16 protein-coding genes are annotated in these 21,483 nt (G+C 35.7%); 6 read left to right on the top strand and 10 right to left on the bottom strand.

What is annotated here, in order from left to right; all coding sequences use genetic code 11:
* Positions 1-335: 335 nt before the first annotated feature.
* A complete protein-coding gene (locus F6K23_RS15220; RefSeq protein WP_293156806.1) occupies positions 336-5,450 on the top strand; it encodes a response regulator in 5,115 nt (1,704 codons plus the stop codon).
* Positions 5,451-5,542: 92 nt separating this feature from the next.
* Here the strand turns inward: F6K23_RS15220 and F6K23_RS15215 are convergent, their stop codons facing one another.
* The 5 genes from F6K23_RS15215 to F6K23_RS15195 form a co-directional block, all read right to left on the bottom strand.
* Positions 5,543-6,139: a molybdenum cofactor guanylyltransferase gene (locus F6K23_RS15215; protein WP_293156804.1), complete on the bottom strand. Its 597-nt coding sequence runs from the start codon at positions 6,137-6,139 to the stop codon at positions 5,543-5,545.
* Positions 6,140-6,389: 250 nt separating this feature from the next.
* Positions 6,390-7,160, bottom strand: coding sequence for a uroporphyrinogen-III C-methyltransferase (gene cobA, locus F6K23_RS15210; RefSeq protein ID WP_293156802.1), 771 nt, complete (start codon positions 7,158-7,160; stop codon positions 6,390-6,392).
* A 208-nt stretch (positions 7,161-7,368) separates the two neighbouring features.
* Positions 7,369-8,304, bottom strand: a complete 936-nt coding sequence (locus tag F6K23_RS15205) for a FeoA family protein (RefSeq protein WP_293156800.1) — start codon at positions 8,302-8,304, stop codon at positions 7,369-7,371.
* Between the two features lie 1,929 nt (positions 8,305-10,233).
* Entirely contained in the window at positions 10,234-12,069 is a 1,836-nt protein-coding gene (feoB, locus tag F6K23_RS15200; protein WP_293156798.1) for a ferrous iron transport protein B, read from the bottom strand.
* Between the two features lie 1,220 nt (positions 12,070-13,289).
* Positions 13,290-14,216, bottom strand: coding sequence for a FeoA family protein (locus F6K23_RS15195; RefSeq protein WP_293156796.1), 927 nt, complete (start codon positions 14,214-14,216; stop codon positions 13,290-13,292).
* Between the two features lie 509 nt (positions 14,217-14,725).
* Here F6K23_RS15195 and F6K23_RS15190 point away from each other — a divergent pair.
* Positions 14,726-14,860: a hypothetical protein gene (locus F6K23_RS15190; RefSeq protein WP_293150606.1), complete on the top strand. Its 135-nt coding sequence runs from the start codon at positions 14,726-14,728 to the stop codon at positions 14,858-14,860.
* Between the two features lie 282 nt (positions 14,861-15,142).
* Here the strand turns inward: F6K23_RS15190 and F6K23_RS15185 are convergent, their stop codons facing one another.
* A complete protein-coding gene (locus F6K23_RS15185; protein WP_293156794.1) occupies positions 15,143-15,568 on the bottom strand; it encodes a FeoA family protein in 426 nt (141 codons plus the stop codon).
* 293 nt (positions 15,569-15,861) lie between these two features.
* Between F6K23_RS15185 and F6K23_RS15180 the strand changes: the two genes are divergently transcribed.
* Positions 15,862-16,173 (top strand): hypothetical protein, encoded by a 312-nt coding sequence (locus F6K23_RS15180; protein WP_293156792.1) that lies wholly within the window; start codon positions 15,862-15,864, stop codon positions 16,171-16,173.
* Between the two features lie 929 nt (positions 16,174-17,102).
* Here F6K23_RS15180 and F6K23_RS15175 read toward each other — a convergent pair.
* From F6K23_RS15175 to F6K23_RS15165, 3 genes are all read right to left on the bottom strand, one after another.
* Positions 17,103-18,545, bottom strand: a complete 1,443-nt coding sequence (locus F6K23_RS15175; protein ID WP_293156790.1) for a sodium:alanine symporter family protein — start codon at positions 18,543-18,545, stop codon at positions 17,103-17,105.
* Between the two features lie 834 nt (positions 18,546-19,379).
* The gene (locus F6K23_RS15170; RefSeq protein WP_293156788.1) at positions 19,380-19,547 is read right to left on the bottom strand and encodes a hypothetical protein; all 168 of its coding nucleotides are present in this window, start codon (positions 19,545-19,547) and stop codon (positions 19,380-19,382) included.
* Positions 19,532-19,726 (bottom strand): hypothetical protein, encoded by a 195-nt coding sequence (locus tag F6K23_RS15165; protein WP_293156786.1) that lies wholly within the window; start codon positions 19,724-19,726, stop codon positions 19,532-19,534. Before F6K23_RS15165 ends, F6K23_RS15170 begins: the two co-directional genes overlap by 16 nt.
* Before the next feature lie 246 nt (positions 19,727-19,972).
* On the opposite strand from F6K23_RS15165, the gene F6K23_RS15160 reads away from it, so the two are divergent.
* The 3 genes from F6K23_RS15160 to F6K23_RS15150 all read left to right on the top strand — a co-directional run bounded on the left by F6K23_RS15160 (position 19,973) and on the right by F6K23_RS15150 (position 21,248).
* Entirely contained in the window at positions 19,973-20,314 is a 342-nt protein-coding gene (locus tag F6K23_RS15160; RefSeq protein ID WP_293156784.1) for a hypothetical protein, read from the top strand.
* Positions 20,315-20,650: 336 nt separating this feature from the next.
* A complete protein-coding gene (locus tag F6K23_RS15155) occupies positions 20,651-20,944 on the top strand; it encodes a hypothetical protein (RefSeq protein ID WP_293156782.1) in 294 nt (97 codons plus the stop codon).
* Positions 20,841-21,248: a hypothetical protein gene (locus tag F6K23_RS15150; protein ID WP_293156780.1), complete on the top strand. Its 408-nt coding sequence runs from the start codon at positions 20,841-20,843 to the stop codon at positions 21,246-21,248. Before F6K23_RS15155 ends, F6K23_RS15150 begins: the two co-directional genes overlap by 104 nt.
* 48 nt (positions 21,249-21,296) lie before the next feature.
* Here the strand turns inward: F6K23_RS15150 and F6K23_RS15145 are convergent, their stop codons facing one another.
* Complete coding sequence (locus F6K23_RS15145) at positions 21,297-21,467, bottom strand: hypothetical protein (protein WP_293156778.1); 171 nt, start codon at positions 21,465-21,467, stop codon at positions 21,297-21,299.
* Positions 21,468-21,483 lie beyond the last annotated feature (16 nt).

Genomic DNA, 21,483 nt, shown 5'->3' with positions numbered 1-21,483 from the left:
AACTCCTGACTCAGTGACTTCCCATCCCAGGAGGGGTTAGGGGAGGGTTGACTTCTAAGAAATAACCTATTTATTTGTAGCAAATATTGATCAAATTTGTATAAGGTAAAAAGTTTTGGATTTTAGGGAACAGCAGTGCAACTGTAAGTTGTCGATAATCTATCTGTTGATAGAAGAGGAAAAAAATACTGTATTCTCATTAATAATTAATAATAAGTACCAAATTATCATTCACTCACTAGCTAAAACTAAAAGATTGAGATAAAAAAAAATTGAGTTACTAAACTTTTGATTCACTTAAAATATAAATAAGTTTAGTACATAGGAAATCAGAAATGGATAATAATCAAAGGTCTGTACATACTTGGTGGAAAACTCGTATTGCTGTTCGCTATTTAGTAATTACAAGTATCTTATTAATAAGTATCAACCTAGTAGCAGAAATAGTCCTAATCCGACAAAACTTGAAATTACAGTTAGAGAACCTAGAAAAAAAAGCTGAAAATGAAGTCCAATTTTTAAGTACTATAAGTGGAAATGCAATTGTAAAGTCAGATTTCAGCACCTTACAAACATTTATGGAACGTACAATTCACGATGGCAATATTATTTACGGTGCTGTCATCGATCCACAAGGTATTCCCCTCGAAGTTCAAATTGATCTAGAAAACCCGACGATCATCAAGGAGCTTAAAACACATAACTTGAAAAAAAATAATACTATCAATATTATTAATCACCTAAAAGAAAAAGATAATATATACGAGGTAAGTTCTCCAATTATTAATAATGGTGAATATCTTGGAGAAATAAAATTAGGTTTTTCAGTAAATAAAATCAAAACAGAATTATCTCAAAATGTTGTCAAAACTTTAGCTATTTCTATGACTATGAGTGGTGTACTAGTGACTGTAATAATAATTTTGTTTCAGCGACAGGTGGGTGTTCCATTACAAAAATTAACTGAGCTTGCTACAACACTGACAAAAAGAAAATTAGACGAAAATGATCATACCCAAGGCAATGATCAAATAGGCATTATCCAGGGTAGTCTGCATCAAATGGCCACTCAAATTCAAGAAAATTTGTTAGATTTACAACAGCAGATCGTAGAAAGGGAAAAGACAGAAACTGCACTGTTAGAAAGGGAGGAAAAATATCGCTATGTAGTGGATAATATCGCAGAAGTAATTTTTCAAACAGATGCTACAGGTAAATGGATATTTCTCAATGCAGCTTGGGAAAATATGACAGGTTTTACAGTAGAAGAAAGTCTAGGAAAGAAGTTTTCAGATTTTATACATCCATCTGATCGCCTCCAAACTTTAAATAAATTCCAAAGTTATATCAATGGTCAAGATAGTAAAAATGAAAATATAGAATCTCGCTACCTGACTAAAGAAGGTGGGTTTTGTTGGATTGAAGCGTTTATCCAAACTCATTTCGATGCAGAGGGTAATTTAACTGGAACATCGGGAACTCTGAATAATATTACCCAACGCAAACAAGTTGAGGAAGCTTTAAAGTTGAGTCAGTTTTCCTTAGAAAAAGCTGCCGATGCAATTTTTTTAATGGGTTATGATGCCAAGTTTTTCTATGTAAACGAAGCGGCGTGTCTGACTCTAGGTTATTCCAAAGCTGAACTTCTACAGATGAGAGTTTTGGATATTGATACTATCTTTTCATCTGAGGAAAAGTGGAGGCAACATTGGCAAGAGTTGAAAAATTTTCGCACCTTCAGACTAGAAAGTTTTCACAGAACTAAAGAAGGTAAAATTATTCCAGTAGATGTGACTGTGAATTATTTAGAATTCAATGGTAAAGAGTACAATTGTACTTTTGTTCGGGATATTAGCGAACGCAAACAAATAGAAAAAGAAATTCGAGAAGGAGAAGTAGCTATTCGTTCTCTTTACAAAGTAGCTTCAGCACCAAAACTTAACTTTGAGCAACGAATACAAGGACTTCTAGCTATGGGAAGACGACGTTTTGAACTTGAAATTGGTACTCTAGGATATGTGAACGGCGATCGCTACAAAGCAATTGCTTTACAAAAACCAAAACACATTGATTTTTCAGTTAATGTAGGAGATGAGTTTGATCTAGACAAAACTTTTTGTGGCACAGTCTTTCGTGCGGAAAAATTTATATGCTTTGAAGCAGCTCAGGAATCAACATGGTCTTCCGAACCCGCCTACACTAACCTTGGTTTAGAGGCATATATGGGTGCTCCTGTGGCAGTGGGAAGAGTGCTTCATGGTGTACTTGCCTTTGGAAGTTTAAATAAACGGACAACACCTTTCAAAGATAGCGATCGCCAACTTTTAAAATTGATGGCTCAATGGGTAGGTAATGAATTAGAACGTCAGCAAGCTCAGATAGCTCTAGAAAAACAAGTCCAACGAGGAGTGTTACTGAGGCAAATTAGCCAAGAAATTCGCCAGAGTTTAGATATTAACACAATCTTTCAGACTACAGTTAACCAAGTAGGTCGTGCTTTTAAAGTAAATCGCTGCATGATTCATACCTACATTAACATAGCTCTACCAGAAATTCCCTTTATGGCAGAATATTTGGAGACTGGACATCCGTCTTTACTAGATTTGAAAGTGCCAGTTGTTGGAAACCCTCATGTGGAAAAAATTTTATCCCAAGACCGAGCTGTCTCTACTACTAATGTTGAGACCGATCCTTTGCTCAAAGCAATGGTAGATTTCTGTCGGCAGATAAATCTCAAATCAATGTTGGCAGTACGAACTTCTTATCAAGGAAAAGCTAATGGTATTATAGGATTACATCAATGTGACTCTTACCGTGAATGGACAACAGAAGAAATAGAATTATTGGAAGCAATAGCTGAACAGGTAGGTATAGCGATCGCTCACGCTCATCTGTTACAGCAAGAAGTTTTGCGAAAAGAGGAGTTGACTCTAAAAAATTGTGCTTTGGAAAAAGCGACAAAAGCAGCACAAGCAGCGGCTCAAGCAAAAAGTCAATTTCTAGCCACAATGAGTCACGAAATTCGGACACCGATGAATGCTGTAATTGGTATGACAGGTTTGCTCCTAGATACAGAACTGCAACCCCAGCAAAGAGATTTTGCTGAAACTATTCGCATGAGTGGAGATAGTTTACTGACTCTAATTAATGATATCCTTGATTTCTCAAAAATTGATGCTGATAAATTAGAACTAGAAGAACAAGCATTTGATTTACAACAATGTATTGAGGAATCTTTGAATTTGTTAGCTTTGAGAGGGCAAGAGAAAAATGTGGAGTTGGCTTACATAGTTGAAGAAATGACACCTCTGAAGATTATCGGAGATGTGACTCGTTTACGACAAATTCTGGTAAATTTGCTCGGTAATGCTATTAAATTCACTAATGCTGGAGAAGTTACGATTCATGTACAGGCAACTCCCAGAGACAGCAGTGACGATAATGATATTTATGAAATTCAATTTGCCGTGCGAGATACTGGTATCGGCATTGCTCCAGAGCAAATGAACCGCTTATTTAAGTCTTTTAGTCAGGTTAATTCCTCTATTAATCGTAATTATGGTGGATCTGGTCTAGGTTTGGCAATTAGTAAAAAGTTAAGTGAATTAATGGGGGGTAAAATGTGGGTAGAAAGTAAAGTAGGTGAAGGTTCAACTTTCTACTTTACGATAGTTGCTAGACCTGCGATCGATTCAAATAACGTTAATGCAGAAGCAAAGCAATATTTAGCGGAAAAACTATTACTCATAGTAGAGGATAATACAACTAATCGAAAAATGCTAGCTTTACAAGGACAGTCTTGGGGAATGTTAACTTGGGCAGTTGCTTCTGGTAGTGAGGCGGTTGATTTAATTAACCAAGGCATGAAGTTCGATTTAGCTATATTGGATATTGATATGCCTGAGATGGACGGGTTGACTCTAGCTATAACTATCCGCAAACAAACTTTAGATCAAAATTTACCTCTGATTATGTTAGGTTCATTAGAAGAACAGAAGTTGTTAGTAGAATGTTCAGACATTAATTTTACTGCATTTATTAATAAACCAATTAAAATATCTTCACTTTATAATACGATAATTAATATTTTTACAGGCAAAAAAATCAGTATTGAAAATTTAGCTGTTGCACCGAAGGTTGAAGTTAAACCAGTAAAAAACCTACGAATATTACTGGCAGAAGATAATGTAGTCAACCAAAAAGTCGCCTTGCTACAAATACAGCAGCTAGGATACCGAGCAGATGTGGTGGCAAATGGCATAGAGGTTTTAGAAGCTTTGCAACGTCAGCCTTATGATGTGGTGTTGATGGATTTGCAAATGCCAGAAATGGATGGGTTGGAAGCGACTCGTCTTCTACATCAGCAATATTCTACTGAATTATGCCCACGTATTATTGCTGTTACTGCTAACGCTATGTTAGAAGACCGCAATGAATGTTTGGAGGCAGGCATGAGTGATTTTATCTCTAAACCTATCCAAATTCAAGAATTAGCCCATGTACTACAGCAAGCTAATCGAATTGATGCAGATATATCAATATGGCAAAATAGTTTTGATACTCATATTATTCAAAATAATCAACAGTTAAGTAATAGTATTATTAGAGATAATTCTATAAAAAAGCCTAAGTCAATGGTAGATACTACAATGTTAGAGTCAATTAGAAATATGGGAGGCGATGAACTTTTAAATGAGATTATTAAAGATTATCTTAATTATGCTCCTAGTAGGTTAGCAGCAATTCGAGAAGCAATTACTACTAATGATGCTAAGGCGTTACGAATGGCAGCTCATGTTTTGCGTTCTAGTAGTGGTAATCTGGGAGCAGTTATTATAGGAGATATATGTAATCAGTTGGAAAACTTGGGACGAGCAGATACTACAATAGGAGCGGCAGAAATTTTTTCTATACTCGAAAGTGAGTACGAACAATTTAAACAATATTTAATTAATTTTCAATTTCATAATAATATTGATTTACCAACTTCTGAAGCAATTTCTGTCACTGAAGATATTTCTGAAGCAACTTCTGTTACTGGAGATATTTCCGCTGATACTTTCAGTAATTCTATTAATAATATTAATCACTCAGTTTTAGATTTAACAGTTTTAGATTCTATTCGCCAAACATCAGGCACAAACGCAAATAATATTATAGCTAAAATGATTGAGGATTATTTAGAAAATGCTGCTCATTATATGCAACAAATTTTAAATGCAATTGCTATTAATTCAACAGAAGAATTGAAAAAGTATACTCAACGTTTGGGTGTTTATAGTTCTAACATTGGAGCAATCAATATTCCTAGTTTATGTGAAAAATTAGCAAATTTACCTGGTTCAGAACTGATAACTGAAGGAATGGATTTGGTCTTAGAGCTTGATAGTGAATATGAAAAAGTAATAGCAGCTTTGAAACAGGAATTATTGAGTTATGTAAATTATTAAAAATTTTACTGTATTTCATAGCTTATCTCCTTCCTTACCTCATAGTTCCCTAAAATCAAAATTCTCAAACTCTCTATTTCATCAGATTAAAACTACTGCAAATCTGAGGGAGTATTACAATTAAATAACATTTTTTCTATATCAGTATCAATAGATAATGGTTGAACTGGTATTCGAGTTAGTAATCTTTGAAAGGAGCGATCGCCTTGGTCAATATATTTTTGTAATTCAATTTTTATCTGTTGCCGATAGAAGCCACATAATGGCTCCCACCTTTGAGATTTTTTCGGAACTAAAGCTAAAATTTCAGGGGAAAGTTGGCTTAATTGAGTTGTCCAAGTTTGAATAATATCTAAGTTCAACAGAGGTAAATCACATCCTAATAGTAAAATCCAATCACTATTAATTTGAGCTAATCCTTGAATAAAACCAACTAAAGGTCCTTCAGTTTTTACCTCAGTTAACCATTCACATTCTGTAGGTAAAATCTGCTGATATTTTTCTGGCCAAGGAGTAATAATATAAACTTTTTCTGTACATTCAATAGCTACTTGATAAACTCTTTTTAGCATAGGTATATTTTGCCAATGAATTAGGGCTTTATCTTTACCCATACGAGAACTTTTACCACCTGCAAGAATTAGTGCTACTAGATGATTTTTAGCGAGTGAAAGTGAAGATGTATTCATTGGGTATTTGACTTCTTTCGTTAAAATAAATAGAACAAGACTTACGCAGAACCGCCATATATAGTAGGTACGAATGGCATTTACCCTCTACCGATAGCGTATTGTCTAAGAATTTGCGTAAGTCCTGTAGAAATCTTCGGCATCGGTAAAGCGCGTATATGATATTAATCTTAATTCTTTTGACTTTAGCCAGAAAGAGGTACTGATAACTGATAACTGATAACTGATAACTGATAACTGAAATGACTCCTCACATGATATAATTCTGATAACTACCTAATATTTGATGTAAATTAACCACATCACCAATAACTGCAATAGCTGGTGCTTTAAACCCAGTTGCTTCAATTTGTTCTACAATAGTTTTGAGAGTAGCAATTAATTCTTTTTGTTCGGGACGAGTTCCCCACTGAATTAAAGCAATAGGTTTTTCTGGCGAACATCCGGCAGCTATAAGTTCTGCGATAATATTATGTAAGTTATGAACTCCCATATAAATTACAATGGTTTCTGAACCCTGGGCGATCGCTTGCCAGTTTACATTTGCTCGATATTTACCTGTTGCTTCATGACCTGTGACAAAAGTAACTGAGGAACTATAATTTCTGTGGGTAAGGGGAATACCAGCATAAGCAGGTGCAGCGATACCAGAGGTGACACCCGGAACAACTTCTACAGGTACTCCTGCTTGCATTAAGTCTTCCATCTCTTCTCCACCACGACCAAAAACAAAGGGATCGCCTCCTTTCAAACGTACTACCACTGCATGAGTTTGAGCTTTTTGAATTAGCAGTTGAGTTGTTTGTGTTTGTGGTAGAGAGTGACGACCACGACGTTTGCCTGCATTGATTTTTTCTGCATTAGGGTTAATCATTGCAAGGATAGGACTGCTGACTAGAGCATCGTAGATAACGACATCTGCTTGTTCTAATAGCACTTTACCTTTGAGTGTCAGTAGTCCAGGATCTCCCGGTCCTGCTCCTACTAAATATACTTTGCCTATACATTTTGACTGATTCATATTTATTATTTTAGATAATTATGCAATATAGTTAAGTAATTCTATTCAGTTATTAAGCTTTTATTATAAGTACTGTTTCTAATAATACAAATAGTCTAATTTTATGTCAATATTCGATTTTTTCATCCATTTTATACAAATAATTAGGGTAAGCATTTCCTGCGGAATGCTTACCTATAAAGAAGAGGTAATTATTAATTATTCATTATTAATTATTCATTGTTGAATGTGGTTGTACCTCTAAAATACCATTATCATAAAATAAAATTGTAAACTCAGCCCACTCTGTTTTGAGTAATTCTGTTTGAGTAGTAGCGTCAGAATTAACTAGACTGGGTATAGGTGTCTTTTCCAGATTATCTGCTGCTATTTGATTAAACGGTTCGTAACCAGCGACCGCCCCATTTTTATCTACTTTAACTAGGTATATTGAAGTTATATTTATGGGAGTTTTCCAGGTTTGATTGATCGTATTGTATAGTTTTTGTTTTAATTCTAATAACTCTGTTTTGTTGGTAATCTTTTTAGCTATTGACTCTATATTTTGGGGGGGATAATTAGTAGTTGCTTTTACATGGTTGTTGGTATTTTGATTATTTTTTTTCCCAGCCTTCTCTGGAAATTCAGATTTCTTATTTACTGTCTCAATACTTCCGACCATTGTTGGTTGAACTTGACTTTTATCTACTGTCTCTAATATTTGATTTTTTGTCTTTGTTGAACTTGAGTTATAAACAACATTAGTTACAACTTTGGCTTCATTTTGTTGATAAATATCTCTAGTAACCAGGATGCGATAAAATCCAGAAATAACAACTAGAATAATAGTAGTTAATGAAACTAATGATGCTGTTTTAACTTGTTCGGCTAATTCTGTTGTACTCTCAGGGTTCATATCTTTAGCTGAAATATCTGTTTTCACAATTATCATTTCGGCTTCCTGGGGTTGGATAGTTATTTCTTGGCTTGAACCAACTCTAATATGCAACGGACTAGAAAATTTTGCTTCTCGCAATACTTGCACTGTTTTATTAGAAACTATTCCCTTTTCTTCTAGTATCTGAACAATTCTTCTTGTATCGTCACTGCTGATAATTCGATCGACTATTGCTATTTGCCCTGTTTTTAAATCCAATAAATTCATGATCATTACTTTTTATTAATTGATTGTTATTATCTTCTTCAAGATCTTAATAATATATTATATCCAAAATATAATTTCAAGCTTTAATACTAAATGTAACATAGAACTACAAAAAACAAAATTTGCCCCTTGCGAATCAACAAGGGATTTACATTATACTTAGAGAGAAAGATTTAATTTTTGATACCAATTTACTTAAATAAAGTTTTCGGCGTTGGTGAAAAGAGGTATGAGATCATGTCCGGATAAGAACGCGATAGAACTCTGTTACCTTTACGCCACCAAAAAACTTTCTCCTTCTACTCGGGGTTTCTTCTTCTTTCTTCCCTCCTGACTCCTAAAGAATTAAGATAAATATCATACACGCGCTTTACCAACGCCAAATAAAGTTTTCAATTCATACAATCTTAGTTTGTAAGCATTTCCTGCGGAATTCGGAGCTAACAGCTAGCTCGTTGGTCAGCTCTCAGGTATGAAGGCAATAACTGCTAAGATTAGGAATTGAGCTTTTTATCTATTTTATTTATACTTTTAATTCTCCCTCAATACTATCAATACTAATTCCACTTCTGACTGACAATAAATTAATCGCGCTATAACTAATATCAAATCCGGGGGAATTGGGCATAAAAAAATTCTCTAATCGTCATAAATACTAAATCTTTGTGATTCTCTCTCCTCCTGTACGTCGCCAATCCGACGACTCTCCTACCTGACTCCTAAAGACTTAACCAATTTATAACTGTTTAAGCGGATTTGATATAATAGCTGACGGCTGAATGCTTATAGCAGTCGAAGCAAAGGTTAGGACATTTATAAATGCTCAAACTCAGTCAGGGATTACTTTTGAGTTTTGAGTTTTGAGTTTTGAGTTTTAACTTGTGCGTAGTGCTATACCTTAGTCTCAACTTTTAACTTTTGAATACATGACTTTTGAATTCCGTTGACTCCTAAAAAATAGCCTAGCTATTTGTAACAAACATTTATCAATTTGGTATTAGGTATTATACAAAAGCAAAAGTAGGAGTAGGTTTTTAACTTATATCATGTTCGGTTGAATAGTTATAAATAAAAATGGAGGAGTAATGAGTTATGAGTAATGAGTTATGAGGAGGGAATTTTAAGCTATAAATGAAGAGAAAGTTTTTTGCGAAGCGCTCTGATCCGGACATGATATAACTTGTTTCCATTGGTGGCCTCAAACTAGGGCTGTTCAGTTATAAGTGATCGTCAGAACATAGAGGTAGTTGGCGATCGCCATCTTTTGGGCCATAAAATTAGAAGACTTCTACTGTAATGATTCTGGCTTTATTATAAGTGATAATCCGAACATGATATTACTCCCAGAACTTACAGCAGATTCGGTGATTAATTTGGTACAGCTTACAGCGGTTTTCATTTGGGTAGACCACAGTAGGGACGTTCCATGGAAAGTCCCTACAAGGTTTGATGTGTGATATCAAATCCGTTGGCTTCGGAGTAATATAGTTCTGTTGATCGTCATACAATGTGTAAGGGCGCAATTCGGCAGCTTTGCGGAACGCAAATGGCCATTCGCCCCTACAGTTCTTTAATACTGAATAACACCGATGCTACCGGATTTGATATGAAGATGTGGTTCATCAATTTGAAAAGCGCTGTAAGAGTGAATATTTTTTGCCTGTTTTCTACTCCCTACTCCCTATTCCCTAAAAATAAATATATGTACTGCACAAAGTAGGAAACTGCTGTATATAGCATTTACCAAAAAGTCTAAGATAGAGCTATAGCAATCCTATTTCAATTGTAATATTTTTGTGGTAGTTAGGAGTCAGGAGTCAGGAAGACCGAGTCAGAATTTTCAAGGTTTTTCCTCAATCTTAACTATTATAAAAATCTCACAAATCATTTAGGATTGCTATATAAACTAATTTTCACCTAACATTTATTTCAGAAACCTAAAGCCAAAGCTCCTTGATAGAAAATAAAACTAGAAACCCAAGCTAAAACTAATGGAAATACTAAAGAAAGTAAAGAAAATTTCCATGATTTTGCCTCCTTAACTATAGTTGCTAAAGTAGATAAACATGGGGTATAAAGCAAACAAAAAATACAGAAACTGTATCCTTGAATAAAAGTAACTGTCTCTGCAATGTTACTACTAACATTTTGTTCGCTCATACTGTAAATAACAGCCAAAGAACCAATTACAATTTCCTTAGCAATAAAGCCAAAAAATAGGGATAATGTTAAATAAGGATTAATCCCAATTGGGTCCATAATTGGACTCATAAATTGACCAATTTTACCGCCAATTGTATCTAATCCTGTTGCACCTGCTGGTAAATTTGTAAGTACCCAAACTGCAATACAACCAACAGTAATAAAGCCAGATGCTCTGACTAAAAATTCTCTGACTTCTCCCCAACTTCTCAGTAAAATTTGTTTTAATGTAGGAAAACGATAAGGAGGTAGTTCTAGAATGAAAGGTTCTTCATTTTTATATATCCCTTGAAATAATGCTGCGGTGATAATAGCTACCAGAAAACTGAGGATATATAGAGAGAATAAAACTATCGCTCCATTGCCATTAGGAAATACTGCAGCAATGATAAATACAAATACTTGCAGTCGCGCCGAACATAAACCAAAAGGAATTATTAACATAGTTAATAACCGCAAAGCAGGCGATCGCATTACCCTAGTTCCCATTAATGCTGGTACATTACAACCAAACCCCATTATATGCAGTACAAAACTACGTCCATCTAAACCTAATTTTGCCATAAAGGCATCCATTAAATAGGCTGAACGTGATAGATAACCACTATCTTCTAGCACTGCCATAATAATAAAAAATATGATAATTAATGGCACAAAAGAAGCAACAGTAGTTACTCCGGCCCAGACTCCATTAAGGAGAAAGTCTTGAATTATTTCTGGAAAAAGTTGAGCTATAGGTTCAACAATTGATGACTGTACCCATTCAACAACTATTTCGAGGAGGTCTATTGAGGGAAGTCCGATGTTCCAAACTGCCCAAAAAACTAGAAACATTCCGAGGAAAAATAAGGGTAAACCCCACACCGGATGAAGGAGTATTTTGTCAACTTGAGCTGTGAAGTTTTTTGCCATTTGAGAAGGCATAACTACAGCACCATTTAAAACTTTATCTATATCGCTAAGAGAAATATCTTCCTGTGATTCTATCCAAGATGTGACATTATTTAATTGGACGGAATTTTCTACCTTTTTTAACTGTTCAGAAATTGCCATATATGCATTCATATAGCCTTTGCCATATTTAGCACTAATTAGAAACACTGGCATTTCTAATCGTTTTGATAATTCCTCTGTATCTATTTTAACTCCATATTGTTTTGCTTCATCTGACATATTCAGCATTAAAACTGCTGGTAAACCCAAAGCTTTTATCTGTAATGGCAGTCGAATTTGACGGTCAATTTGTGCAGCATTAATAATAACTAATACTAAGTCAATGGCATAACTTTCTAGGAATGTTTGAACAACTTTTTCGTCTTCTGAAAAACCGTTAAAATTATAAATTCCTGGTAGGTCTACAAATTCAGTAGTTTCACCATTTATTTTGACGTTAGCTTGCAAAAGATCGACTGTTACTCCAGGCCAGTTTCCCACATGAGCAGAAACTCCAGTAATGCGATTAAAAAATGTTGATTTCCCAGTATTTGGCATCCCAATTAAAGCAACTCTTTTTGTAGATTGGGATTTTGATATTGTTGTAGGTTTAGTGGCGTGACAAGTCATTTCAGTTATCAGTTATCAGTTATAAGTTATTAGTTAGCCTCCTATGGTCGGAGCTACGCTATCAGTACCTCTGCAATAAGGAGACTTGAAATCTTAAATCTTCTCTTTCTTTTGGTCGATTAGATTAGATATGGCTCCGAAACCTTCCCATCCCATCCTACGGAATGCTCCGCAAACGACCGCTTTTTATCCCCTTAAAAGGGGAAGCTATTGACCATAATTTTTCCGTCATTTGTTACTGAATTATTTATCTTAAAGTTAGCAAGATATTTTTATGACTGTATTATAAACATAAATTATGAAAATTAGGAATTCTTTTTAGAAGTATTTTAGGTTTTGTGGAGATTTTCCCAGAATATTTCGAGGGCTTATATAGATTAAAAAAAGCAGAAAATTAAAGCGATAGACAAATATTTAAAAGCTGAATACTTATAGTTATAAGTCAGCTTTCAAGCCTAAATACTTCTCTCTTCTACTTTTCTTTCCTATAGAATGCTGCACAAATGAAAATATAGCAATTAATGCAGGATACACAATTCAGAAATAGAGCGCAAAGTATAAAACTCTTATCTCTTTTTCTTTACTATAAAAGATTTTTTTGGTGAATCTCATATTTGCAAAAATACTTTTTTCCTATATATTCTCTGTTGCCTGTTGCCAGATGAGCTGTTGCCTAAAAGCAATAAATTTTTGGCTTTATTCACGCATTGGGATGCACCCGATTTTTTTCAAAACCCAAAGCTATACTTTTTAACCCTTCTACCTTTCCTGCGGAATGCTGCGCAAACAGCATAACTCCTAGCAAATAATTAAGGTTTAAAGCCTTTCCTTTAAAGGAGAAACAAGCGGTCATTAGCGCAGCTTCCCGAAGGGTGGGATGGATTGTTTTCCTAACTATATACAATCGACCAAGAGAAAAAAATTTTCATTATTAGTCAATCCTATCAGTTTTCAAGGAGAAGTAATAATTAATAATTAATAATTAATTGTTGAACTTATCCTTTCTAAACTTTTCTTCCCTTCTACTTTATGCCCTCAGCATAGCTGCCTTCGTTCATTAATAATTAATTGTTGAACTTATCCTTTCTAAACTTTTCTTCCCTTCTACTTTATGCCCTCAGCATAGCTGCCTTCGTTCATGAATAATTAATTGTTGAACTTATCCTTTCTAAACTTTTCTTCCCTTCTGCCTTCTGCCCTCTTCCTTGTGCCTTCGTTCATTACTTTGGCTCTATCTCTAGACTACCGTCTGCATAGAGTAAAATAGCAAACTCAACCCATTCTGTTTTATTAGTAGCATTAGGCTTAACTAAATTCGGCAGTGGTGTACTGCTCAGATGATTTTTTGCTATTTGATTAAAAGCTTCATAAGAAATAATTTCTCCATTTTTATCTACCTTAACTAGATAAATTGCTGTTTGTTTAACTGGTTTGTCCCAGTTTTGATCGATATTAGTATAGAGTTTTTCTTGTAATCTAGCAATTTCTTTTTGATCAGTAATTTTTTCACCTATTGATTCTACATTTTCAATGACAGAATTAGTTGTTGTTGCTACCGGGTTACTGGTATTTTCAATAGTAGCTTTAGCTGTAGTTTCAGAGGAGTCAGATTTATCATTTACATTCTCCGAATTTCCTGGTAATTTTGGTGCAGATAAAGTTGTATCTACCGTCTCTAATTTTTCATTTTCCGTTAATTGTGAAGTCGAATTAGAAACAATATTAGCAGTAGTTTGTTGTCGATCGCCTCCATCAATATTTCCATTATTCAAAAGTTGATAAATTTCAGCCAGAACAACTATAACAATGGCAGTTAATGTCAGTAATGAGAGAGCTTTAACTTCTTTAGTTAACTTCATTACAGATTTGGGTAACATCTCATAATCTTCTGATGAATTTGTTTCCTCATCCCCATCTGTTTTAATCACGATCATTTCTGCTTCATGGGACCGGATAGCTATTTCTGTGCTTAAACCGACTCGAATGTGCAAAGGTCCATTAAAGCTTCCCTCTCGCAAGACTTGCACTGGTCTATCAGAAACTACTCCCATTGCTGCGAGTCTCTCAACAATTCCTCGATCGCGACCAATATTTAATACGCGATCGACTATTGCCATTTGCCCTGTTTTCAAATCAGCTACATTCATTTTGATTACCTTTGATGTATTATTTAGATGTTCTGTTGATATTGTGATAATTACTTTCTTGTATTCTGCATATAATCTCAGACTTACAGCACTTTTTAGGATGGTGAGGTACTGTTATTATGTTGCCTATTGCCTAAAGGCGAACGGCCGTTCCCCAAAGCTCGGAATCGCGCCCCTACTCCTGACTCATTAGGACTCCCTCGTTTATTTATAGAACCCCTAACCGTATCTTTGCAAAGGTACAAGTTTTTGGCAAAGGAGTCAGGAGGACCGAGTCATATAGAATCCGGGTAATTAGTTATCGTATTACTGAGGAGTAACGAGTAACGAGTAACGAGTAACGAGTAACGAGTAACGAGTAACGAGTAATATCAAATCCAGTTGAATACTTAATTGTATTGTTGGGGGAGATGGGGAGATGGGGAGATGGGGAGATTGAATAATGAACATATACTATATAACCGGATTCTATATCAGGAGTTCCAGAAATAGGATAGGAGAAAAAGCGGATGCGACCCCGCGACGACGCTAGCGCAGCTCCTCTGAAGGAGGCAAGTCACAAGCGGTCAGACCCCGCGTTGCCGTCAGCTCCCTTGGGGAATGCTGACTCCTTTTCGGGAATGCGCACCAAGCAGGTAGAATAATGCTTCCATCTCCCCACACTCCCCACCCTTCCCACACTCCCTTTTAAATAGATCCGCTTAGGGGTTCTATAGAACCCCGGAGTGCTATCTTTGAACACGGTATGTGCTTTTGCCTTCCGTCCTCAGTCCTCACAAGTTGTGAAAATTCAGTAACGAGAATAGGGGAAAAAGCGGATGGGACCCCGCGCCGCCCGATAGCGCACCTGGTAGGTAGAAAAATGCTCTCATCTCCCCATCTCCCCATCTCCCAGGAGTGGGAGCAACCGGAAATGATATTACTTATTACTGATGAATGATTTTGGCAGAAACAATAATATTGCTAGCAGGATTAAGTCCCAAACCAATATTGCGGTCTCCTACTGCCACAATTACTGAACCACTAGGGTTGTTACTAATTACCTCTATCTCAACTCCTACTACCAACCCCATTTTTTTCAAGCGACGAGCCATCTCATCTATAGCATTGATAGTAATAATATGTAAGCGTTCGCCTCGTTTTGCTTGTGTGAGTGGAAAGTTAGTTTCTACTGCTTGTTGATAATTTTCTTGAATAATTTGACAATAGTTTTCCTTTTTCAACCCAATATAGTTGCTGTCTCCCAGAAATGTAAATCCCCATGCTTTCTGCTTCTTATCTACATTATATTCTGACATATCTTCATATTTTTTATCCATTAATTTATGTAAACAGTTGACATTTATTTTCATTTAGTATAGTAGCGATAGCAAACTTGTTTGTCAAGTTTAATATTTGACATTATTCAAAAGAGGTAAACATAGCTGGAACTAGCGCCGCTACCGGGAAGTTAAAAGTCAAAAGTATTGATTTATAATTGTTTTAGGATTTTGTAACTTGTCAGTTATTTCCGCTATCCTGCACTAGAGTAAATCAAGAGCAATCAATTATATTGTCTCTCTCATCTACCTGCCATTAAAAAAGTATTAATTGATTTGCAATACTTTTACCAAATACTAAAATTATACTTTTATTTCCCTGTAAATTGTCTGTATCAATCTTCACAGTTCCTCCATTGCCTACTCTTTCCGGCAGCACTGAAGCAAATATAGCGCTACGCGCAAGTCATCATAAAAATTCGGTAAGTGGGAAACCACCGTCTTTTAAGCGGTGGATGGAAACGACTCGACGGGCAATAAAGCGTAGTCAAAAAAATGTGTTATTATTAATTAATAACTTAAAAAGTAGACTCAATGGCCTTTTGGTCGGAGAGAGTAGTGGCAATTGGCACCGTAAGCGTGGACTGCTGCTGTATACGTACTACGGTACGGTACTGGCAATGTGGTTGTTTGCCTAACGGCATACTTCGTAAACGAGCAATGTGAAAATCCTGGTTTTAACCCGATAGAAAGCTCCTCTGAAGAATCCACGCGACTTTAGTCCGTGGAGTGTCAAAACTCAGAAGTAATATCAAATCCGGTAGCATCGGTGTAATTAGATGGGGAGATGGGGAGTGAGAGAAATATTTGGTAATGCTTGAAGATGGAACATTTTTGTATACCGAATTACAGCGCTTTTCAAATTGATGAACCACATCTTCACAAACAAAATCCTGTAGGGACGTTCCATGGAACGTCCTTACTGTGGTCTACCCAAATGAAAACCGCTGTAAACGGATTTGATATAATCCCTGACGCTCGTTTGAGGATTTATCAATGTCCGCGCCCTATTTGCGTGGTGCTATAGAACCCCCGATCGTATCTTCATATCTTCATAAATATGCGCGTTTTTTTAGCTAGTCCTCAGGAGAAAGGAGATAGTAGTTCAACAATTAATAATGAATAATGAATAATGAATAATGAATAATTACCTCTTCTTTTCAAGGAGAGGATTGACAAATTCATGAAAAATTTTTTTCTCTTGGTCGATTGGATATGGCGAGGAGACCTCGCCATCCCACCCTTCGGGAAGCTGCGAAGATCGACCGCTTATTATCCCCTTAAAAGGGGAGGCGCATACCCACAATTTTTTATATAGCTACCATAAGGGTTCTATAACAAGTCAGATTAATGAACCGCAATGTAGGGACGTTGCATGCAACGTCTCTACCTACTACCTACTCAAAAATAATTTTGTGCTCTACTTAAATGAATTGCGCTGTAATTGTTATAGCGCTATGCATTCAGGTGTTTGACATGAATATAAGCAGCAAATCCTTTTGTATTCCCCTGTTGCCTATTGCTTTCCGGAGCTGTTGCCTTGCGCATAGCGCTATACTCAAAATTCTCACCCAATAACTTTTGATGGAGATTCATTGAACATTTCTCCTGCTTGTAAACGCTTCATATAACTTGCTTGGTCTGTTGCCACTTTACTACAGAGGAAATAAGCACCAAGCAAACTCGGAAAAGCAAGAGTTATTTTCATCGCATCACTAAACTCAATAACTGCTTCTGGGTTAGTAACCGTACCCACAAAGATACCTGCTAAGAACAAGATTTTATAGATAATGACACCCTTGTTTCCAAATAAATATTGCCAACAAACTTGACCATAGTAACTACTAGAAATCATGGTAGAAAAGGCAAACAAAATTATACAAATTGTCAAAACAGCAGGAAACCAGTTAATCACAGTAGTAAAAGCTGCTAAAGTTAGTTCTGAACCATTTAGATCAGCAAATTCAGGATTATTGTAAACGCCAGTAATAATAACTACTAGAGCCGTCATATTACAGATAATAACAGTATCAATAAATGGTTCTAGCATTGCCACAATACCTTCTCGGACAGGTTCATCTGTCTTTGCTGTAGCATGAGCGATCGCTGCTAAACCCAATCCTGCTTCATTAGAAAAAGCTGCTCGGCGAAACCCTTGTATTAGCGCTCCCACAAAACCTCCTGCCATAGCTTGAGGAGCAAAAGCGCTATGAATTATAGTAGAAATTGCGTGAGGAATAGCAGTAAAGTTAGCTAATATCACCCATGAACCTGCCAGAAAGTAGATGCCACACATTGTAGGTACAATGGCAGCAGCTACTCCAGCAATACGTTGGATACCACCTACTATTACTAACCCCACTATTAATACTAAAATTAATCCATAAACCCAGCTTCGTTGAGCAAAAAAAGGTATCACATTAGCAACAACTACTTGAGACTGGTTAGACTGAAATATGCTGGAACTACCCAAGACAGCAAAGATATTGAATAATGCAAACATTCCACCTAAAAATTGACCTAACTTTTTTTGTCCTAAGTCAGCTAAACCCATTGATATATAATACATTGGCCCTCCAATGCTTGTACCATCTGGGTTAACTACACGATATTTTTGTGCCAGAGTACATTCAACAAACTTTGTACTCATGCCTAACAACCCTGCGATCGTCATCCAAAAAGCTGCGCCTGGTCCTCCAAAACTAATAGCAATAGCAACTCCAGCAATATTTCCTAGCCCCACAGTTCCAGATAAAGCAGTTGCCATGGCTTGAAAATGAGAGACTTCACCTTCGTCATTAGGGTCGTCGTATTTTCCCAAAATAACGTTGATCGCGTGTTTAAAGGCTCGAATATTAATAAACTGCATTCGGAGAGTAAAAAAGAGACTGCCACTAATTAGCCAAAGTACAATAAGTGGTATCCCTTGGTCGCCACCAATACGATAAAAAATGATAGCATCTATATTTTTTAATAATTGAGAAAAAGTAACAGAAATCCAATCTAACATTTGGTTAGTAGTTCCTAATAATATTTAATACCATATTATACTAAGTAGTATATTTTTGTAATTATATTTCTTTGAAAAATAAAATAATATTGATTTTTGTCGATTTTAACTCTAAAAAACAAATAGTTTTCAATTGTTTTCAGCCGAAAATCAAGGTAAATTTAAATCGACTTTTGCCAATTCCAAATTTTATTGCCATATCCATAAATAGATGACATGGATGAACACTATAAAATTTATAAATTACTACTATCTACAAAGTGGGCAAGTCTATACAAAAAGAATCATTACCTGAATTAAATTCAGGCTTGAAGCCCGATTTTTATGTTAGAAAAAATCTACTTTTTTTGTGAGTTATTGAGTTATTATCCTCCAGGTTTACATCAATAATTTGACCAATATATTCTCTTTTTCACAGCAAGAGCGATACCTAGAATTAAAATAGGCGATCGCTCTTTTAGAATTAGTAAAATTACGGCTGAATAATTTCAACTATTTTATCAATAACTTCTCTCAACTTTTCAGATTTAATCTGACCTACTTTATAGAACCCCTAAGTGTATCTTCATAAATATGCGCGTTAGCTAGGAGACAGGAGACAGGAGGTAAGAGGGAAGAGGAAAAAGGGAAGATGTGGGGAGAAATAATAAAAAAAATTCAACACTCTTTGAGATAATTTTCGGTCAAAATTGATGCACGAAAAGACTCGACTACCATAATTATATAGATCTCAAATGGGTTCTATAAAGTATAATTCCTCTATCGGCAGTAAACAAACGATTTGGTCTAATGTTGCTAGGTTGGTTAAGTCCACCCTGACTAAAGTCACTACTTTCAAAGGGAATAGTAGAGATCGGCTATAGTTTGGCTATTAATTTGACAAAGAATTATATCCTCTCCTGTCAAAGTTGCTATCACTAAAACAGGCCGTCGCTTGGCCTGGGTTAAATCCGAAAAGGGAAATGGAACGACGACTACATCACCTTTTACAAATTCTGCCACGCTTTATCCTCCTGTGGCTGTAACCAATCTTTTTTTAAGGAAGACTGACTTAACAGCCTAACTTCTAGCTGCTCTTGCTGATATTTGGCTTTCAAAAATTGCAAAAAATCCCAAACTTCTTGCAAAATAAAATCAGGGCTATTTTCTACTTCTTTGATTAGCAATTCTTTGGTTTTCATCAGACTTGTACATAGATTAATGAGATGAATTATAATAATAGCTTATTTTAACTTAGACCGAAGCGATCGCTTATTTCATCAAACACAGTATACAGTCAAATGTTACTATGATCAGGGTTTAATTGAGAATATTAATTACTCATTTGACAATTTTTCTATAGGTATTTTAGGTATTCATTGTCAAACCTCGGCTTAATTCACAAAACATATTGTTATAATATTGCTTGAACTTCCTGAACAGGTTCCATGAGTGAAAATTTAGATCCAGATTTGCCTGAAAAGAAAATCCTTCCTTATTCTCAAACTTCGGAGAGTAAACTCATTTCTCTCCCTAATACAAAAAATTATGATTTAGATTTGATAAATCAGGTTTTAGCCGAGCGAACTCGTAAAGCAGAAACAATTCAAGAAGTTGAAAATATTGTCAAGCTTCTGCCTTATATAGATAAACTAAAGGAAAATCAGCTTAAACAAAACTTAGCTCTTGCTCAAATTGAAGAATATCAAAAGCAAGCTGATTTTAATAGAAAAATTGCAACAAGTAAAGAGTTAGCTAAAATAGTTGCTAGTATAGCACTACGGATTTAGGTTAGGAAACTACTAAACCTTAAAAGTTAGTCAGAGATGACTTTTGACTTTTGACTTTTGACTTCTAACTTCTAACTTGCGCGTAGTGCTATATCACTGGAATAGGAGTCGGTTTATATTTAATGTCAAGCGCTCCTTTATTCGGTCCACTTTTGATTATTCTTGGACTAGCAAGTCCGCTTCAATATTCACTAAGAGAAGTGGCCAATCTATGGGAAAGTATGGTTAACTCTACAAAAAATTCAGCATTAAGTTTATTATCACCAGACGAAACAGCTACTGATCGGACAGATAGTTCGGATTGACTTTCAAATTTATCAAGGAGGCAAAACTTATATGTCAGAATCTAGTGAAAACGATATTCTAGAAAAGTATAAATTCGGTAAGTATTACAAGTTTATAACAGCAATTGCTCTGTCAGTAATCTTGTTAATTTTGATTTTGATTTTAGTATATGTTGCTATTCCTCTTACTACACAACAAGTTTTGATAGCTATTATAGGAATGGTTTTATTAACAGCATTAGATGCTTTTAAACGATGCTTTGAATATCCGGACTTATATCAACCTACTACTATTATTTACAACAGACAGGACAACAGAGAGATTCAAAACAATACAGTCTTATAATACATCTTATGAAAAACAAAATCTGGCAGAAGCAGCGGCTGAAATTCAGGAATTACTAGAGCAGCTTTCTCAAACTTATCCAACAACAACAGAGAAAGAGCAAATAGAATTAGCTGTGGAAGCAGCAGATGAAATTCAGAAGAACCCTACTCTCAAATCTAGATTAATAATTGCATTAACAGCAGGAGGAATGGAAGCACTTAAAGAGTCAATTAAGCACCCACTATCTAGCATAACAGTTAATGTCTTAGCTGCATACCTCCAAGAATGGCAGAAAAGCACTACAGAGAGCGTGGAAGATTAGACTATTGAGAAGTAATACCAAATCCGGTTTGACTCACAATTTACTTAATCACTTTTGGTAATTTGGGTGCGTTACGCTATCGCGCTTCAGCACCCTACTAACTAAGTGTCCCCATCTCCCCATCTCCCCATCTCCCCATCTCCCCATCTCCCCATCTCCCCATCTCCCCATCTCCCCATCTCCCCATCTCCCCATCTCCCCATCTCCCCATCTCCCCATCTCCCCATCTCCCCAT

This window comes from Okeania sp. SIO2C9 (genome assembly GCF_010672455.1).
Taxonomy (GTDB): domain Bacteria; phylum Cyanobacteriota; class Cyanobacteriia; order Cyanobacteriales; family Microcoleaceae; genus Okeania.
The sequence above is the reverse complement of the archived record's forward strand: the minus strand, read 5'-3'. Positions and strand labels throughout refer to the sequence as shown.

What these genes read in the sequence shown, in the direction of transcription:
- F6K23_RS15165 (WP_293156786.1), bottom strand. Translation starts at nt 19,726, where the DNA reads ATGAAAACCAAAGAATTGCTAATCAAAGAAGTAGAAAATAGCCCTGAT.
- F6K23_RS15205 (WP_293156800.1), bottom strand. Translation starts at nt 8,304, where the DNA reads ATGAATTTATTGGATTTAAAAACAGGGCAAATAGCAATAGTCGATCGA.
- F6K23_RS15150 (WP_293156780.1), top strand. Translation starts at nt 20,841, where the DNA reads ATGCTTTTAAACGATGCTTTGAATATCCGGACTTATATCAACCTACTA.
- feoB (WP_293156798.1), bottom strand. Translation starts at nt 12,069, where the DNA reads ATGACTTGTCACGCCACTAAACCTACAACAATATCAAAATCCCAATCT.
- F6K23_RS15175 (WP_293156790.1), bottom strand. Translation starts at nt 18,545, where the DNA reads ATGTTAGATTGGATTTCTGTTACTTTTTCTCAATTATTAAAAAATATA.
- F6K23_RS15215 (WP_293156804.1), bottom strand. Translation starts at nt 6,139, where the DNA reads ATGAATACATCTTCACTTTCACTCGCTAAAAATCATCTAGTAGCACTA.
- F6K23_RS15220 (WP_293156806.1), top strand. Translation starts at nt 336, where the DNA reads ATGGATAATAATCAAAGGTCTGTACATACTTGGTGGAAAACTCGTATT.
- F6K23_RS15155 (WP_293156782.1), top strand. Translation starts at nt 20,651, where the DNA reads ATGTCAGAATCTAGTGAAAACGATATTCTAGAAAAGTATAAATTCGGT.
- cobA (WP_293156802.1), bottom strand. Translation starts at nt 7,160, where the DNA reads ATGAATCAGTCAAAATGTATAGGCAAAGTATATTTAGTAGGAGCAGGA.
- F6K23_RS15190 (WP_293150606.1), top strand. Translation starts at nt 14,726, where the DNA reads ATGCGACCCCGCGACGACGCTAGCGCAGCTCCTCTGAAGGAGGCAAGT.
- F6K23_RS15195 (WP_293156796.1), bottom strand. Translation starts at nt 14,216, where the DNA reads ATGAATGTAGCTGATTTGAAAACAGGGCAAATGGCAATAGTCGATCGC.
- F6K23_RS15145 (WP_293156778.1), bottom strand. Translation starts at nt 21,467, where the DNA reads ATGGGGAGATGGGGAGATGGGGAGATGGGGAGATGGGGAGATGGGGAG.
- F6K23_RS15160 (WP_293156784.1), top strand. Translation starts at nt 19,973, where the DNA reads ATGAGTGAAAATTTAGATCCAGATTTGCCTGAAAAGAAAATCCTTCCT.
- F6K23_RS15185 (WP_293156794.1), bottom strand. Translation starts at nt 15,568, where the DNA reads ATGAAAATAAATGTCAACTGTTTACATAAATTAATGGATAAAAAATAT.